The 16,550-nt window shown below is 64.9% G+C and carries 14 protein-coding genes, 1 tRNA gene and 1 pseudogene; 8 read left to right on the top strand and 8 right to left on the bottom strand.

The genetic code is table 11. The annotated features are described in order from the left end of the window. Together GSQ79_RS21865 and GSQ79_RS21870 are read right to left on the bottom strand one after the other, a co-directional pair. Positions 1 to 490: pseudogene (locus GSQ79_RS21865) on the bottom strand (heparinase); the annotation flags it as partial. 296 nt (positions 491 to 786) lie between these two features. Next, positions 787 to 2,139 (bottom strand): RsmB/NOP family class I SAM-dependent RNA methyltransferase, encoded by a 1,353-nt coding sequence (locus tag GSQ79_RS21870; protein WP_158810922.1) that lies wholly within the window; start codon positions 2,137 to 2,139, stop codon positions 787 to 789. 329 nt (positions 2,140 to 2,468) lie between these two features. On the opposite strand from GSQ79_RS21870, the gene GSQ79_RS21875 reads away from it, so the two are divergent. From GSQ79_RS21875 to GSQ79_RS29115, 7 genes are all read left to right on the top strand, one after another. Further along, positions 2,469 to 3,962, top strand: coding sequence for an NAD(P)/FAD-dependent oxidoreductase (locus GSQ79_RS21875; RefSeq protein WP_158810898.1), 1,494 nt, complete (start codon positions 2,469 to 2,471; stop codon positions 3,960 to 3,962). Continuing rightward, entirely contained in the window at positions 3,959 to 4,414 is a 456-nt protein-coding gene (locus GSQ79_RS21880; protein ID WP_246725494.1) for a GtrA family protein, read from the top strand. Before GSQ79_RS21875 ends, GSQ79_RS21880 begins: the two co-directional genes overlap by 4 nt. Further along, positions 4,411 to 6,390, top strand: a complete 1,980-nt coding sequence (locus GSQ79_RS21885; RefSeq protein ID WP_158810899.1) for a hypothetical protein — start codon at positions 4,411 to 4,413, stop codon at positions 6,388 to 6,390. Before GSQ79_RS21880 ends, GSQ79_RS21885 begins: the two co-directional genes overlap by 4 nt. Before the next feature lie 108 nt (positions 6,391 to 6,498). After that, positions 6,499 to 7,977 carry a HAMP domain-containing sensor histidine kinase gene (locus GSQ79_RS21890; RefSeq protein WP_158810900.1) on the top strand — a complete coding sequence of 493 codons (1,479 nt, stop codon included), beginning with the start codon at positions 6,499 to 6,501 and terminating at the stop codon, positions 7,975 to 7,977. 119 nt (positions 7,978 to 8,096) lie between these two features. Continuing rightward, positions 8,097 to 8,173 (top strand) — tRNA-Arg (locus tag GSQ79_RS21895). Positions 8,174 to 8,850: 677 nt separating this feature from the next. Further along, a complete protein-coding gene (locus GSQ79_RS21900; RefSeq protein WP_158810901.1) occupies positions 8,851 to 9,054 on the top strand; it encodes a hypothetical protein in 204 nt (67 codons plus the stop codon). Positions 9,055 to 9,444: 390 nt separating this feature from the next. Further along, positions 9,445 to 9,759, top strand: coding sequence for an abortive infection family protein (locus tag GSQ79_RS29115; RefSeq protein WP_256379046.1), 315 nt, complete (start codon positions 9,445 to 9,447; stop codon positions 9,757 to 9,759). A gap of 170 nt (positions 9,760 to 9,929) precedes the next feature. On the opposite strand, the gene arsH is transcribed toward GSQ79_RS29115, so the two are convergent. Genes arsH through GSQ79_RS21935 form a run of 6 tightly spaced genes read right to left on the bottom strand, consistent with a single transcriptional unit; the run spans position 9,930 to position 16,061 of the window. After that, entirely contained in the window at positions 9,930 to 10,658 is a 729-nt protein-coding gene (gene arsH, locus GSQ79_RS21910; RefSeq protein ID WP_158810902.1) for an arsenical resistance protein ArsH, read from the bottom strand. Between the two features lie 13 nt (positions 10,659 to 10,671). After that, positions 10,672 to 11,985 carry an arsenic transporter gene (locus GSQ79_RS21915; RefSeq protein ID WP_158810903.1) on the bottom strand — a complete coding sequence of 438 codons (1,314 nt, stop codon included), beginning with the start codon at positions 11,983 to 11,985 and terminating at the stop codon, positions 10,672 to 10,674. A 37-nt stretch (positions 11,986 to 12,022) separates the two neighbouring features. Beyond that, entirely contained in the window at positions 12,023 to 12,448 is a 426-nt protein-coding gene (gene arsC, locus GSQ79_RS21920; protein ID WP_158810904.1) for an arsenate reductase (glutaredoxin), read from the bottom strand. After that, complete coding sequence (locus GSQ79_RS21925) at positions 12,448 to 12,798, bottom strand: helix-turn-helix transcriptional regulator (RefSeq protein ID WP_158810905.1); 351 nt, start codon at positions 12,796 to 12,798, stop codon at positions 12,448 to 12,450. The genes arsC and GSQ79_RS21925 overlap by 1 nt, the downstream gene beginning before the upstream one ends. Before the next feature lie 46 nt (positions 12,799 to 12,844). After that, positions 12,845 to 13,819: a cation diffusion facilitator family transporter gene (locus GSQ79_RS21930; RefSeq protein ID WP_158810906.1), complete on the bottom strand. Its 975-nt coding sequence runs from the start codon at positions 13,817 to 13,819 to the stop codon at positions 12,845 to 12,847. Between the two features lie 28 nt (positions 13,820 to 13,847). Next, positions 13,848 to 16,061, bottom strand: a complete 2,214-nt coding sequence (locus tag GSQ79_RS21935; RefSeq protein ID WP_158810907.1) for a heavy metal translocating P-type ATPase — start codon at positions 16,059 to 16,061, stop codon at positions 13,848 to 13,850. Between the two features lie 64 nt (positions 16,062 to 16,125). On the opposite strand from GSQ79_RS21935, the gene GSQ79_RS21940 reads away from it, so the two are divergent. Beyond that, positions 16,126 to 16,548 carry a helix-turn-helix domain-containing protein gene (locus tag GSQ79_RS21940; protein WP_158810908.1) on the top strand — a complete coding sequence of 141 codons (423 nt, stop codon included), beginning with the start codon at positions 16,126 to 16,128 and terminating at the stop codon, positions 16,546 to 16,548. Positions 16,549 to 16,550 lie beyond the last annotated feature (2 nt).

The following is a 16,550-nucleotide window of genomic DNA, read 5'->3' on the forward strand; positions in this document are numbered from 1 at the left end:
CGCCGGGGAGCCCTTGCTCCAGTTGGCGTTCGAGATGGACGCGGGTGGTCGCGAGCGCCTCCATGAAGCGCCCGTAAAAGATCCGGTCGCTGCCTTCGAGAATGATCGGCGACTGCGAGAGCCAGGCCAGCATGCGGCGCGCCGCAACGCCGGCCTCCCACGCGGCGCCGGGCGCCGGGCGGGCGGAAACCTTGAGGAATTCGTCGACGAGCATCCGGGCCTGGCTTTTGACGCGTTGGCTGTCGGCGACGCGCAGATGGCGCAGCCAGCCGAAGCCGTTGAGCTGGCGGGCCCAGGCCTCCGATCCCGGTTCGAGGGCGAAGGGGGAGCGTACGTGCGCATTGACGATCTTGCCGCCGAACGCGAAATAGCCAGCGCCGATATCGGCGGCGATGGTCGGGTCGCCGGTGCGGATGTCCTGGGGCGCGATCAGCAGGCGTTCCGGCGCGGAGGCGCGGAGACGCTTAGCGGTGCGCAACGGCAACGCCAACGTGCGGCGCATCGATCTCCCGGCGCGTCGGGCGAGAAGACCGAGAATGCGCAGGCGATCTTGTAACGTAACGCCGCTCAGAACCGTACACTCCGAAGCCGCGTGCCGGGTCAGCCACCCGATCAATCGGTTCGGCCTCCGTGGCAATCGGCTAATCACGCAAGATGAGCCGAAACCCTCTAGGCTTTGTTAACCAAGGCGGAAACGCGTCGCCAAGGCAATGGCAATGTTCCGCATGCATGTCGGCATCAACGGATTGATGACGAACGCGTCTTTTTACAACAGGTTGAAAGCCGTCAATCCCGTCGCTTGAGGCGGGCTGCGAAGAACCCGTCGATGCCGGCGAAACGCGGCTCTGGACCGGGAAGGTGCGAGGGGAGGCTGCGGATCTCGCCCTGGCTGTTGATGAGCTCGCTCAAACCGCCGATCTCGGCGGCTTCGATCGGAGAACGCATCACGTCGGGATTGCGTCGGAGCAGGGCGGCGATCTGCATTTCGCCTTCTTCAGGCTCGATCGAACAGGTGCAATAGACGATCGTCCCGCCCGGGACCGTCATTTCGACGGCCTTGTCGAGCAGGCGTCCCTGGAGCGCCGTAAGGGCGACGAGATCGCCCGGCTTCTTGATCCAGGCGATATCGGGGTGACGCCGCAGGGTGCCCGTGCCGAGACACGGCGCGTCGAGAAGAACGGCGTCATAAGGCGCGGCCTTGAAGCTGGTGGCGTCCGCGACGACCAGTTCGGCTGTCAGCCCAAGGCGCTCCAGGTTGGCGCTCAACCGTTTGAGACGTTCCGCCGAGCGGTCGATCGCGGTGAGTTGCGCGCCGGTCGCTGCGATCTGGGCCGCCTTGCCGCCGGGGGCGGCGCAGAAATCGGCGACCCGGAGCCCGGCGGCTAGCGGCAGCAGAGTTGCCGGCAGCGCAGCGGCCGCGTCCTGCACCCACCATTCGCCGTCCCCATAGCCATCGAGCTCGTCGATCGCCTGATGCGTCTCGAGACGCAACGAGCCCGTCGGCAGGACGCGGGCGCCGAGTCGGTTCGCCCAGCCATGCGGATCGGACTTGACCGTGATGTCGAGGGTCGGCTCCTCGCGGATCGCGGCCGCGATGGCGCGCGCGGTGTCCTCGCCATAGGTCTTGCGCCACCGCGTCGCGAGCCAGTTCGGGATGTCCTTGTCGAGCGCGTCGCTGTTGGCCAGGATGGCGTCGCGGCCCCGCGCGATGTTGCGCAGGACACCATTCACCAGGGCGGCGAAGGGCGCGCTCTTCTTTTCGAGCCTCACCGCGCGCACGGCGAGATCGACAGCGGCGTGGTCGGGCACGTCGAGGAAAAGGATCTGCGTGGCGGCGACGATCAGCGTCCACTCGATCTCCAGCGACTGCCGGGGCAGACCCTGTTCAAGCATTTCCGCAATCGCAGACCGCACGGTGCCGAGCCGACGTAGGGCTGCGGTGACGATCGAGCGCGTCAGGCCGCGGTCGCGCGGACTTAGACCCTGCAGGCGGTTGGGAATGGCTGTGGGGGCAAAGCGTTCGTCGAGGAGATGGCCCTTGACGACGATATCCTGAAGGATCGCGGCTGCGGCGGTGCGAGCCATCAGGCCCGGATGACGTTCGGCTTCGAGTCGGGCGGCTGCAGCCTGCGCGGCCATGCCACCAGGAGAGCCTGGACGCGGTCCTCTGGCCTTCGCCGCCGCCGGCTTGGTACCCTGCGGTTTGACGTCAGCGAGTTCGCGGTCGGAGCCCTGCGATTCAACCAAAACGTTTCCTCATCGAATCACAATTAGATTCCCTACCACAATGATCTGCGGGCTGGTCGAAATGATGGCTGTCGAACGCGGCAGTCCACAGCAAGCTTGCGCTTGAATTGGTGCGTTTGCCGCCATCGGATAAAGCTTTGCCTTAGGGAAAGGGTTCCTTCGGTAGGGCGACTTTAACCATTGTCTGGCTTGTCTGTGAGAGACTTGCTGGAGATGAATCGGTGAAAACCTACGATGCCTTCGTCATTGGCGCGGGACCTGCCGGTTTAACAACAGCTTATAGTTTGGCTAAAGCCGACCGCAGCGTTTACGTCATCGAGCAGGATCCCACGTACGTCGGGGGCATCAGCCGGACCGTCAATTACAAAGGCTTTCTCTTCGACATCGGCGGCCATCGGTTTTTCTCGAAATCGAAGGAAGTCGTCGATCTGTGGGACGAGATCCTGCCCGACGATTTCATCGATAGGCCGCGACTGTCCCGCATTTTCTACAAGGGCAAATTCTACGCGTATCCGCTGAAGGCCTTCGAAGCGCTGCGCAATCTCGGCCTGCTGGAAAGCATCGCCTGCGTCGCGTCGTTCGGCATCGCTCAGCTGTTTCCGATCAAAAACCCCAAGACGTTTCACCAGTGGGTCCGCAATCAGTTCGGGGAACGTCTGTTTCGCATCTTCTTCAAGACCTACACCGAAAAGGTTTGGGGCATGGGATGCGACGAGATTTCCGCCGATTGGGCGGCGCAACGCATCAAGGGATTGAGCCTTGCCGGCGCGGTGCTCGACGGCGTGCGGCGATCGCTCGGACTCGGTCGCGCCAAGGGCCCGGGCGCCAAAAGCCTCATCGAGTCGTTTCGTTATCCTCGCCGCGGTCCCGGCATGATGTGGGAAGCCGCTGCGGAAAAGTTCAGGGCCTTGGGCGGGACGCTGGCGATGGGGCGGACTCTCGACGGTCTCTCCTTCGACGAGGTGCGGGCGATCTGGACGATCACCGTCACCTCCGGCGACGGAGCGCGCGAAACCTTCTGCGCGCGCGACGTCGTGTCCTCGGCGCCGATCCAGGACCTGATGGGTCGTCTGACCCCCAAACCTTTGTCGTTGTTCCAGTCTCGCGCGTTGAAATACCGCGACTTTCTCACCGTTGTTCTGATCGGCCGGCCGCAGGATGAACTGCCCGACAACTGGATCTACATCCATGATCCCAGCGTGAAGGTCGGACGCGTGCAAAACTTCCGGTCGTGGTCGCCGGACATGATCCCCGACGGCGTCTCGACATGTCTCGGACTCGAATATTTTTGCTTCGAGGGCGATGGCCTCTGGACCGCATCGGACGACGAACTCGTCGCACTCGCCAAAGCCGAAATCGCGAAGATCGGCCTGATGAAAACGGCCGACGTCTACGACGCCTGCGTCGTGCGGCAGAAGAAGGCCTATCCGGTTTACGACGAAACCTATTCCGACAACGTCGATGTCATCCGTCGCGAGATCGGCCTGCGCTATCCCGGCCTGCATCTCGTCGGCCGCAACGGCATGCATAAGTACAACAACCAGGATCATGCCATGATGACCGGCATGCTGACCGCGCAGAACATCATCGCCGGCGCCACGGTCTACGACACCTGGCAGGTCAACGAGGATGCGGAGTACGGTGAAGCCGGCGATTCCGGCGCTCATGAAGCGCTGAAAAGCGAGCGTCTCGTGCCGAAGCGGGCGGCGGCGTGACGCAGGCTCCGCGTCTGCCGTCCCTTCGGGAGCGGCTCGTCGCGGGCGCGTCCAGGCCTTTCGTCATCGATCTCGTGCGCTACGGCCTCGTCAGCGTCGCGGCGTTGCTGTGCGACTATGGGTTGCTTCTCGTCCTGGTCGCTGGCGGGCTGCATTACCTCGTCGCGGCTGCGATCAGTTTTTCTGCGGGGATGGGCGTGGCCTACGCCCTGAGCGTGCGTTTCGTGTTCCCGGACCGGCGGGATCGGTCGCGCCTTCGGGAAGCGGCCGGCTTCTTTGCCGTGGGCTTCGCCGGCCTGCTTCTCACGCAACTGCTGCTGATCGTGTTCGTCTCGGGCCTGTCGCTCGATGTCGCGATCGCCAAGATTCCGACGACAGGCTGCGTCTTCATCTTCAACTTCTTGGCGCGGCGCGGCCTGGTCTTTACAGGGCTGCGACCGGCCCTGGCATGACGCCCGTCGTTGAAGGCGCCGATGTTCCGCCGCGCGACGCAACCGCTGCGGACGCACCCGCAGCGAAGGGCGTCGCCGGCCGGCACGCCGCAATCGCGATCTTCTGCATCCCCGCCCTGTGGATCGCGGCAACGACCTTCATCGGCATCGACGGCGATGCGCGCATCTACATGGGACGCGCGATGGCCGATCTCGATCCGGGCGGCGTCGGTCGCGACATCATGTTCGCGCAGGATGGGCAGGCCGGTTTCAGCATCTTCCGGCTTGTCGCGGCGCGGGCGGTAGGCTGGCTCGGTCCGAAGGATGCCGCCCTGGTGCTGGCATTTTGCGACATGGCCGCCTGGTTCACCGCGATGGTTGCATTCGCCGGCCAATTCGCCCGCGGTCGTGCCCGCGGCGTGCTCGTCGTCTGCGCCGCCGTCCTGCCCGTCACCTATGGTTTCTATCCACTGCTGCAGGCGCGCGAAATCGTTGCCGTGCCACGACCGCTCAGCGAGGCCTGCGTGCTGCTCGCCCTCGCCGCGCTGTGTCGGGGTCGCACGGCTTTGTCTTTGGCCTGTCTCGCCGCCGCCGCTCTGATGCATCCGATCATGGCGTTGCCGGGGATCGCCGTGGTGTTCCTCGTGCTCGGCTTGCGCGACCGTCGATGGCTCGCCGCGATCGCGATCGGCCTGATCGCGACGATCGCCGCCGCCCTTGCCGGCGTGCCGTTCTTCGCACGCCTCGGCGTCGTGATCGACCCGCCATGGCGGGGTCTGCTCGACGGGCGCAATCCCTATCTTTTCGTCACGCACTGGCCAGCGACAAGCGTGGCGCCTCTCTCCGTGCAATGCGCGACCGTCGCCGTCGCCGCCCTGATCTGCCAGGGGCGGCAACGGGCGATTTTTATGGTGGCGCTGCTGGTGGCCTTAAGCGGCGTGGCCGTCTCCTGGCTTCTCGGCGACGTGCTGTCCCTGCTTCTGGTCGTCCAGGCCCAGCCTTGGCGCGCCTTGTGGCTGATCGCGGTCTTGGCCATGCCGGCATTCGGCCTGTGCGCGCTCGATTTGCCGCGACGCGGGCCGCTCGGCACGCTCGCCCTGGTCTTTCTCGGGCTGGCCTGGATCACCTTCGACATCATGCCGCTGACGCCGCTCGCGGCGATCATGGCTCTCATGCTGGTCCTCGCTTCGCGGATGCGCCACACCGCACTCTCGCCCGTTGTCGTTCCGGCAGTCTCCGGGATCGTCGCGGTGCTCGCCGTCTGCCTGAAATGGCAGGAAGCGAGGGGCGCGCTATCCTATATCCAAAGCGCGCCCGGCCCGACCGATATCGTCGGTCCGCTCTGGCGTCTCGGGCTCTTGCCTCTCGTCTTCATCGGGCTCGCCCTGGCGTGGCACCGATGGCCGCGGTGGCGCTTCGAGCCGTTCGCCGCGAGCCTCGTGCTCGCGACGCTCATCGGGCTCGTCGCGACGACGTGGGATCGCCGCTCGGCCGCGACCAGGCGGATCGAGGCCGACGTCCACGATCCGACGCTTGTGGCGCTTACGGCCTCCGTGCCGGGCGAAGTCCTGTGGCTCGCCAACGACGACGAATGGTACTGGCTGGGGCGGCCGGAGTGGAACGGCATCATCCAGGGCGCGGGGACGGTGTTCTCGCGCCCTTTGGCCATGACCTGGCGCGAGCGCACTTCGTTTCTCGTCGCGCAGGGGCTCATCGACCAGGGCCGGCTGCACGCGTGGCGCGCCCCGGCGACGATAATCGTGCCGACATTGACCGCGCCGGTGCTCGCCGCGCTTTGCGTCCGGCAGGATGCCCCAGCCTGGGTCGTGGCGCCGCTTCTCGCCGGCCAGGCGATACCGGCCGGGATCGACGGCACGATCTGGCATGCGCCCGTGGCCGAGACGCTCGCCGGCAGCGTCGACGACAAGCCCGTCTGGTACGCCTACGATCGCTATGCGGTCGTGCCGTGCCGCACCGGCACGCGCCCCCCGGTCTGATCCGGAGGATCGGCGCCTCGCCTCCCCCTCTTCAAAATCCTGTGCTATAGCATCGAAACTGCGGTCATCGTGACGACGTCACCGGCGTCGTCAAGAGCGGAAGCCTCGATGCGGGATTTGGTGACACAAGACGGCGAGGACTTGGCGCTCGCCCTCCTCAACAGCACCCATAAACGGCGGCGGCCGGTGCTGGTCGGTCTTGCCGGGCGTCTGATCGCGCTGATCGCCGCCTTCGTCATGCTTGCCGAAGTCACCATCTACATCCCGGCCATCGCCAACATGCGCTACAATTGGCTGCGCAATCATCTCGCCGCGGCCTACACGGCCGCGCTGGTCTTCGAGAACGCGCCGCGCGGCATGGTCTCGGACACGCTGGCCCGTGAAGTGCTCGCGAGCGTCGGCGCCCGCCTAATCGTCCTCAACAAGGACGGGGCCCGGCGCATTCTTGCCGCCGGCGACCTGCCGAGCAAAGTCGACGAATCCTTCGATCTCCGCAATCCAACCTGGCTTCAGATGCTCCATTCGGCGTTTCGTACGCTGACATCGGCCGACGGCCGTGTGGTGACCATTCTCGGCGCCGCGCCGATGGGGGGCGATGCCGTCGAGATCACGATGGATGAGGCGCCTCTCAAGGAGGCGATGCAGGCCTTCTCCCGGCGCATTCTCATCTATTCGCTGATCGTCTCCGCAATCGTCGGCGCGCTCTGCGCCCTGGCGTTGCACCGGATGATTTTGCGCCCGGTGCGCCGCCTGACCACCAGCATCGTCGATTTCGGCGCCGATCCGAGCGACCGCTCGCGCATCATCATGCCGTCGCGCTCGTCGCACGAGATCGGCCAGGCGGAGCGCGCTCTTGCGGTGATGCAGGAGGCGCTGGCGCTGGAAATCTCGCATAAGAAGAATCTCGCCAACCTCGGCCTCGCCGTCGCCAAGATCAATCACGACATGCGCAACATGCTGTCTTCGGCGCAGATCCTCTCCGACCGCCTTGCCGACACCACCGACCCGCTGACGCAGCGCCTCGCCCCAAAACTCGTGGCGACGCTGGATCGCGCCATCCGCTTCTGCCAGGCGACCCTGACCTATGGACGGGCCGCCGACGATCCGCCGCGACCGCGCGTGCTCGCCTTGCGGACCGTCGTCGCCGAGGCCGCCGAGACGGTGGCGCCGCTGGCCCACCACGTCGTGGAGATCTGCAACGAGGTCCCCCACGGCTTCGAGGTGACGGCGGACGCCGAGCAGATGTTCCGCATTCTGATGAACCTGATGCGCAACGGCGTCGAGGCGCTGGAACGCGCCGGGGCGACACCGGGCCGACTGCCGGAGGTCCGCGTGCGGGCCTGGAAGGACAGCGCGCAGACGATCATCGAGGTTGCCGACACCGGCCCGGGCGTGCCGACCATGATCCGCCCCAAGATCTTCTCCGCCTTCCAGAATTCGTCGCGCCCGGGCGGCTCCGGTCTCGGCCTGGCGATCGTCGCCGATCTCATCCGCGCCCACGGCGGCACCATCGCGCTCCACGACGGATCCGACGATTGCGGCGCGACGTTCCGCATCACGATGCCCTGGCTGCCCACAGCCCGCTGACGATTTCCTGCTCGGGACGCTTGCCAGACCAAGGCCGAATGGCTATTGAAGCCCCTCCCGAGGGCTTGGCCCTTGGATCTGGTGGGACGCGGCCTTGCGGCACGACGTCCCAACCGTGTGCGCCCGTAGCTCAGCTGGATAGAGCACTAGACTACGAATCTAGGGGTCAGGAGTTCGAATCTCTTCGGGCGCACCAATCATCTCAAGGGCTTAAGGCTGATTTACGCTGCTTTGTTACTTAGTTGTTACCCAGTGTGTTACTGAGCGTTTTCGGTTTTTTGGTCCGGCCTTGCTGACATGTTTGGACCTATGTTCGGCCGACTGCATGGCTTTCCTTAGGATAAATAGTCAGGGTTCCTTGGATCGAATGATGCCTTGCGTGTGTGCCGCGACACCTATTTCTGGACTAACGACACGATTTGTGGACTCGCAATACTTATAAATAGAGCGCAATATATTTTCCGCGTTTTAGGATTTTGATCTTGATTCTCCTTCAAGATATCTGGCCGATTGAGCGCCAGAGGACTTTAAGATTCATTACGCGAAGTGGAACAAGACAGAGCAACCTCTCGAAGTCTTGATACGAAGCGATGATGAATGGCAAAGATGGCAGGAATACTATCCAGGCCGAAATGATTTTAACAGACCTATGATCTTCACGCTTGCGCGTTTTTACCATGAGCCTGACGCTTGGCTGTTTGGCGGTAGATACCGTGTGTTGGGCCCGGAAGACGGCAGCAACCTGGTCGAATTGACTGATATAGGCTGGTCATTCATTCGCCGTCTGAAGCCAAAGTCTTGTACGGAAGCCGAACCGTCCGGGTAGACTTCGAAAACCATTACGACGACCTGGAAGTCCTTGAGATTATGCCGATGGCATACTCTGGAAGAGCTTTTCCGGGGTTCGACGACATCGATCTTTCGTTCGACGAGCTCGAAACGCTGGTCCGCCGATCCCGACCGGACTGGAGGGCCGCACTCCAGAGCATGAAGGGCATCTACCTCATCACTGACACCAAGACAGGTCGCCGCTACGTCTGCTCGGCCTATGGAGACCAGGGCATCTGGTCGCGCTGATGCGAGTACGTGTACAGCGGCCACGGGGGCAACGTCGAGCTGCGCACCCTGGTCGATGAGCCCACGCTCGCCTATTCGCGAGTAAACTTCCGCTTTGCCCTCATAGAGCATCGTTCGATGAGGACGCCTGACGACACGATCCTCGATCGGGCGGGTGTTGGCCCACCTCAACGCGGCTCTCGCCTTCGATGATCTCGAACTCCGGCGCGTGGGAAGTCGGATCCAGCTTCTGGCGCGGGCCAACGCGACGCCGATCATCGGGGCGCTCGCCGCGCGGGCGGAAAGCTTCGACTTCGATACCGTTCGGCGCGACCTCGACAGGGCGCTGGAGAGCGCGGACAGCGATCCTGAAGATGCGGTGACCGCCGCGTGCTCCCTTGTCGAGAGCATGTGTCGTTCGGTCCTGACGGAACTCGGACTGCCGTTGCCGAGCAAGCGGGACATATCGGCCTCTACCGCGCTATCCGCGATCCCCTCGGGTTGTCGCCGGATCGCAGCGACCTCTCGCCCGAGATCGCCGATGACGTCCGGAAGGTCCTGGCTGGCTTGGTCACGACCATCGAAGGCATAGGCGCGCTACGCAACCATGGCGGCGATGCTCATGAGCGGGAGCGTCAGTTCAGACGCATTGATGCGCAGATCGCCAAGTTGATCCATGCCGCCAGCACGGCCGCCTGCTTCATCTTGGAGACCTTGGCAGCATAAGCATCCGGCCAGGATTTGAAGAAGTCTGCGGTCGAGTAGCATTCCTCCTCCATTGAGCCGGGTTCGATGACGCGGCCTAGTGCGGTGCGGGCTTCGTCACAGGTCAGCTTGTTGTCCCTGTACCCGACCAGCGCCGGTACTGATTTCGCGTCGATTCAGATGCCCTCGGTTCAGATCGCGCCGAGCTTGACGCGCTCGTCGAGCGCCGCGGCGACCTCGACGCGCTCGGAATAGCGGTCGGTCATCTGGTCGACGTGTGGGCGCAGCAGCACCGTGAAGCGCACCAGCTCCTCCATCACGTCGACGATCCGATCGTAATAGGGGGACGCCTTCATGCGGCCGTTTTCGAACTCGGTGAAAGCACGGGCGACGCTCGACTGGTTCGGGATCGTGACCATGCGCATCCACCGTCCGAGGACGCGAAGCGTGTTGACGGCATTGAAGCTCTGCGAGCCGCCGGAGACCTGCATGACGGCGAGCGCCCGTCCTTGGGTCGGCCGCATCCCGCCCATGGCTAGCGGCAGGTGATCGATCTGGGCCTTCAAAAGGCCGGACATCTGACCGTGTCGCTCGGGGCTGCACCAGACCTGGCCCTCCGACCATAAGGACAGCTCGCGCAGTTCATGGACCGCTGGATGGTCGTCGCCCTTCACCTGGTCGGGGAACGGCAGGTCGGAAGGATCGAAGATCCGCGTCTCTGCGCCGAAGAAGCGCAGCAGCCGCGCCGCCTCTTCGACGGCCAGGCGCGAATACGACACGTCCCGCAGCGATCCGTAGAGCAGCAGGATGCGCGGCGGATGATCGAGCGGCCCAAGTCCAAGCCCTGGGCTTGGGATCGCATGACGCCGGTCGAGCGCCGGCAAGTGATCGGGGTCGGCAAGGTGACGGAGACGGGACAACAAGGTCCTCCTCTTAGTGGGCGCCGATCACCGTTACCCAGCCAGTCAGGGCCAGAAGGGTGACGAGCAGGACGGGCGGCGTGATGACGAGGCCGACCTTCATGTACTGGCCCCAGGTGATCGTCTGGCCCTTGCTGGCCAGGACATGGAGCCAGAGCAGCGTCGCCAGGCTGCCGATCGGCGTGAACTTCGGACCGAGGTCGCAGCCGATGACATTCGCGTAGATCATCAGGTCGCGGGTCAGCGGCGCCAGGTCGGGGGCCTGCTGGATCGAGAGCGCACCGATCAACACGCTCGGCATGTTGTTCATCACCGATGACAGGATGGCCGCTGCGAAGCCGGTGCCGAGCGTTGCGACCCAAGGGCCGAACCCCGCGAGCCATGCCAGGCCGCGCGCGAGGTGATCGGTCAGGCCGGCGTTCTTCAAGCCGTAGACGACGAGGTACATGCCAAGGCTGAAGATCACGATCTGCCATGGCGCGCCGATCAGCACCTTGCGAAGATTGATGACGGCGCCCCGACCGGGCTGCAGCCATCGCCCAGCGAGGGCCAGAAGCACCAGCGCGCCGACACCCGTCACGATCGACACCGGCACCGCGAAGGGTGCGGTGACGAAGTAGGCCACGAGAAGTACGCCAAGCAGCGGGAACGCGGCCTTGAACACCAGCGGATCGAGGATCGCTTCCCCTGGCGCCTCGAGCCTGTCCAGGGCGTATCCGGGCGGCACGTCGCGCCGGAAATACCACCACAGCACCGCCAGCGTCGCGGCGAGCGACACGAGGTCGACCGGCACCATGACCGCGGCGTAGCGGCCAAAGCCGATGCTGAAGTAGTTCGCGCTGACGATGTTGACGAGGTTCGAGATCACCAGCGGCAGGCTGGTGCTGTCGGCGACGAACCCGCAGGCGATGATGAAGGCGAGCGCCGCCGCCGGCTTGAAATCGAGGCGGAGCAGGATCGCCAGCACGATCGGCGTCAGCAGCAGCGCCGCGCCGTCGTTGGCGAAGACCGCCGCGATCGCCGCGCCGAGCAACACCACCAGCGGGAACAACCGACGTCCGCGGCCACCGCCCCACCGCGCGATGTGCAGCGCGGCCCAGTGGAAGAAGCCGGCCTCGTCGAGGACGAGCGAGATGATGATCAGCGCAACGAAGGTGAACGTCGCGTCCCAGACGATGTGCCAGACGGTTGGAACGTCGCCGGGGTGGATCACGCCCGTCGCGAGGGCGACGACGGCGCCGGCGAGAGCGCTCCAGCCGATGCCGAGGCCCCTCGGCTGCCAGATGACGAAAAGCAGCGTGAACAGGAAGATGGCGAGGGCGAGCATCCGAGGCGTCGTTTCTGTTTCTGATTGATCGGGTTTTTCAGGCCGAGCGGACCGGCAGGCCGAGCTTGTCGACGACGCGCTCGCCGTCCTCCTTGAACAGTTCGCCCCTCTCCGCCGGCAGGAGGCCGATCACCTGCTCCGACGGGCGGCATAGGCGCACGCCGTGGGGCGTGACGACGATCGGGCGGTTGATCAGGATCGGATGCGCCAGCATGGCGTCGATCAGCGCGTCGTCCTCGAGGGTAAGATCATCGAGGCGCAGCTCCTTGAAGGGTGTACCCTTTTCGCGCAACAGGTCGCGCGGCGTGATCCCCATGCGTTCGATCAGCTGGGTCAGCATCGCGCGCGACGGCGGCGTCCTAAGGTATTCAACGACGTGAGGCTCGACGCCGGCGTTGCGTATCAACGCAACCGTGTTGCGCGACGTGCCGCAGTCCGGGTTGTGATAGATGACGACGTCCATCAGGCGTTTTCCTTCGGGCTGCAGCAGGACGTGAGATCGGCGATCAGCGGCGCGCAAAGCTCCGGGCGCCCCTGACAGCAGTCCTTCACCAGGAACAGGGTCAGCTCTCGAAGCTGATCGAGCTGTGCGCGATAGATGATAGACCGGCTGTGTCGTTCGGCCTCGATGAGGCCGGCGCGGGTGAGGATGGCGAGATGCGTCGACATCGTGTTGTGAGGGACGGCGAGCTCGCGCGCGATGTCGCCTGCCGGAAGGCCTTGCGGCTCATGCCGAACCAGCAGCCTGAAGACGTCTAGGCGTGTGGCCTGAGCCAAGGCTGCGAGGGCGAGGATGGTTATCTCTTTGTCCATATGTCGAGACTACACGACATATGGAGGCGCGCAAGCTTTACGTCCGTCAAACGACTCCGGCGGGCGCGAGAGCGCAGACCGTCGTCTCGTCGATCTCGATCTGGATCGTCGCGTGCCCTATGCCGAACTTCTCCCTGAGGGACCGGCACACATCGCCAAGGTAGGGATCGCCCGGGTGTCCGCCGGGCATCACTGCGTGGACGGTAAGCGCCACGTCGGTCGTGCTCATGGACCAGACGTGCAGGTCGTGGATCGCGACAATTCCGGGGCGCGATCCCAGGAACGCGTCGATCTTCTTCAGGTCGAGTCCCGGCGGCACGGCGTTCATCGACATGGAGACGCTGTCGCGAAGAAGGCTCCAGGTGCCTATAACGATGACGGCGTTGATCACGATGCTGACGACGGGGTCGAGCCAGAGCCAGCCCGTCATGAGGATGACGAAGCCGGCAACGACGACACCGACGGAGACCAGCGCGTCGGCCGCCATGTGCGTGAAGGCGCCCCTCACGTTGAGATCGCCCTTTCGACCCGAGGCGAACAGCCAGGCGCAGAGCCCGTTGATCACGATCCCGCAGGCGGCCACGATCATCACCGTCTTGCCCGCCACCGGTTCCGGATGTGAGAACCGGCCTATCGCCTCCCAGGTCAGGCCGCCGATCACGACGAGCAGGAACACGGCGTTGAACAGGGCCGCCAGGATCGACGAGCCCCCAAGGCCGTAGGTGAAGCGCGCAGTGGGCGCCCGCTTCGCGAGAACCGTTGCGGCCCAGGCTACGACGAGGCCGAGAACGTCGCTGAGGTTGTGGCCTGCGTCGGCGAGCAGCGCTACCGAGTGGCCAGCAAGGCCGAACACCACCTCCGCCACGACGAAGGCAGCGTTGAGGGCAATTCCGATGAGAAACGCGCGACCGAAGTTAGCCGGTGCGTGCGAATGGCCGCCGGGACCATGGGCATGGTGCTCGTGTCCGCCGTGATCATGTCCGCCATGGTCGTGCCAAGCGTGGTCGTGTGCGTTCGACATTCAAGAATTCCTCTAGTCGGTGCGTGTTCTAGACGGCAGGTGCGCGGAGACGAGGCGGCGCCAGAAGACGCAGAGCGTTCATCGTCACAAGAACCGTTGCCCCGGTATCGGCAAGGATCGCCGGCCACAGCCCGGTGACGCCGACGATCGTTGTCACGAGGAAGATCGCCTTGAGGCCCAGCGCCATCGCGACATTCTGCCTGATGTTGCGCATGGTCCGTTTCGCCAGCGCGATCATCGCCGCGACGTCTGCGACCCGGCCGTGGAGCGTCGCGGCGTCGGCTGTTTCCAGAGCCACATCGGTGCCGCCGCCCATGGCGATGCCGACGTCGGCGGCGGCGAGAGCGGGAGCGTCATTGATGCCGTCCCCGACCTTCGCGACCTTGTAGCCCTCGGACTGAAGCTCGGCGACGAGGCGCTGCTTGTCTGCCGGAAGCAGTTCCGAGCGGGCATCGATCGCGAGGTCGGATGCGACCGCTGTAGCGACGCGGCGGTTGTCGCCGGTCAGCATGACGATTTTGATGCCTATATCTCGAAGGGCCTGGAGCCCGACATTCGCATCCGGTCGCGGCTGGTCACGCATTGCGACCGCGCCCGCAAGGACGTTTCCCACGACGAGGACCGAGACGGTCTTGCCTTCGTCCTGAAGCACCGCGATCTGCGCCGACCGGTCGGCTGGCACGACGACGTCGCCGATTGCAGCCGGCGACCCGAAGAACACGTCGAGACCGTCCAGGGTGCCGACGATTCCTCTGCCTGCGGCGGCGCTGGCGTTGAAAACGGCAGGAAGCCCCGAGCGTTCGCCGTCGAACTTGGCGAGGATCGCCGACGCAAGCGGATGGTTCGATTCGGCCTCCAGCGCCGCTGCCAGGGCGATGACCGCCGTCGCCGAACGGTCGAAGCCGAGAACGTCGGTGACGACCGGCTTGCCCGCGGTCAGGGTCCCGGTCTTGTCGAAGGCGACGGCGCTGATGCCGGCGAGGGTCTCAAGGACCGCGCCGCCCTTGATCAAGAGACCTTGCCGGGCGCCTGCGGCGAGTGACGAGGCGATCGCCGCAGGCGTCGAAATGACAAGGGCGCAAGGGCAGCCGATGAGTAGAATTGCCAGCCCCTTGTAGATCCACACCGGCCATTCGGCTCCCAGGAACAGCGGCGGCACCGCCGCGACGAGGATGGCAGCCACCACGACGCCCGGCGTATAGTACCGCGAGAAGCGGTCGATGAAGCGTTCGGTCGGAGCCTTGCTCTCCTGTGCCTTCTCGACCAGCCTGACGACGCGGGCGATCGTGTTATCGGCCGCGGTAGCGGTGGCGCGGACGCGTATGACGCCATCGCCGTTGATGGTCCCGGCGAAAACTGTCGAGCCCGGCCGTTTCGCTACGGGCTCGCTCTCGCCCGTCACCGACGCCTCGTCGACGCTCCCTTCGCCATCGACGATGACGCCGTCGGAGGCGATGCGGTCGCCCGGGCGGATGAGGATGACGCTGCCGATCGCCACTAGCGCGGCCGGCACTTCGCGGGTGCGGCCGTCCTCGTCCAGGATCGCGGTCTTAGGGATGAGCGCATTTAGGGAGCGGATGCCCGATCGCGCCTTTCCCGCGGCAACGCCTTCGAGCAGTTCGCCGACCAGGAAGAGAAATACGATGGCGGCACCTTCCTCTCCGGCACCGATGATGGCCGCGCCGACGGCAGCGATCGTCATCAGCATCTCGATGGAGAACGGCGTGCCGGACCGCGCGGCGGCTAGCGCGCGGCGTGCGATCGGTAGCAGTCCCACAAGCATCGCGGCATCGAAGGCGTAAGCGGCGATCTGCGGCTCGATTCCGGCGGCGATCAACGCGGCCACGAAGGCGACGCCCGCGGCGACCGTCACACGGGCCTTGACGCTTCGCCACCAAGGAAGTGCGGCCGGGCCGCGCTCCATCGGGGCATGATCGTGGTCGTGGCCGTGACCGAGACGGTCCGCTAGTTGTTCCTGCGCCGAAGCGAGGGTGGCGTGGGTTGATGTCGGACCGGCGACGGCCGCGGCGCGAGCGGTGAAGCCCAGAAGCTCGACCTTCCTCTCGATCGCGACGAGATCCACGGTATCGTCGTGGCTGACAGTCATCCCCGCGCCGGTGACGGACACGGACACGTCAAGCACGCCCGGGATCCGCCTGACCGCGGTATCGACCTTGCGGGCGCATCCTCCGCAGTCCATGCCGCCGACTTCGAAGCGGGTCTCCATTGCAACGTCGCTCATGTTCGTCCCTTGCGGTCTGATGCGCGACGCTACATCCTCTAGCGACTAGAGGAGCAAGCTCGAAATGGACGAATTCTCGATCGGCACCGCGGCGACCAGGAGCGGCGTCAAGGTTCCGACGATCCGCTACTACGAGCAGATCGGTCTCCTCGCCGCGCCAACGCGCAGCGATTCCAACCAACGCGTCTTCAGCGATAGGGATCTGCGGCGACTGCTGTTCATACGCCACGCGCGGGAACTCGGGTTCGAGATCGACGCGATCAAGACCTTGCTCGCGCTGCAGGACAATCCGGATCAGTCCTGCGCGACGGCCGACCTGATCGCGAGAGCCAGACTCGTTGAGGTCGAGCAGCGCCTCGTCAGCCTGACGGCACTCAAGGCAGAACTCGAAACCATGATCACGTCATGCGGCAAGGGAGTCGTCGCGGACTGCCAGGTGATCGAGGTCCTCGCCGACCACGGTAAGTGCATGAACGGGAAGCACTGAAC

Origin of the sequence: Beijerinckia sp. L45 (assembly GCF_009765775.1) — a bacterium.
GTDB lineage: Bacteria > Pseudomonadota > Alphaproteobacteria > Rhizobiales > Beijerinckiaceae > RH-AL1.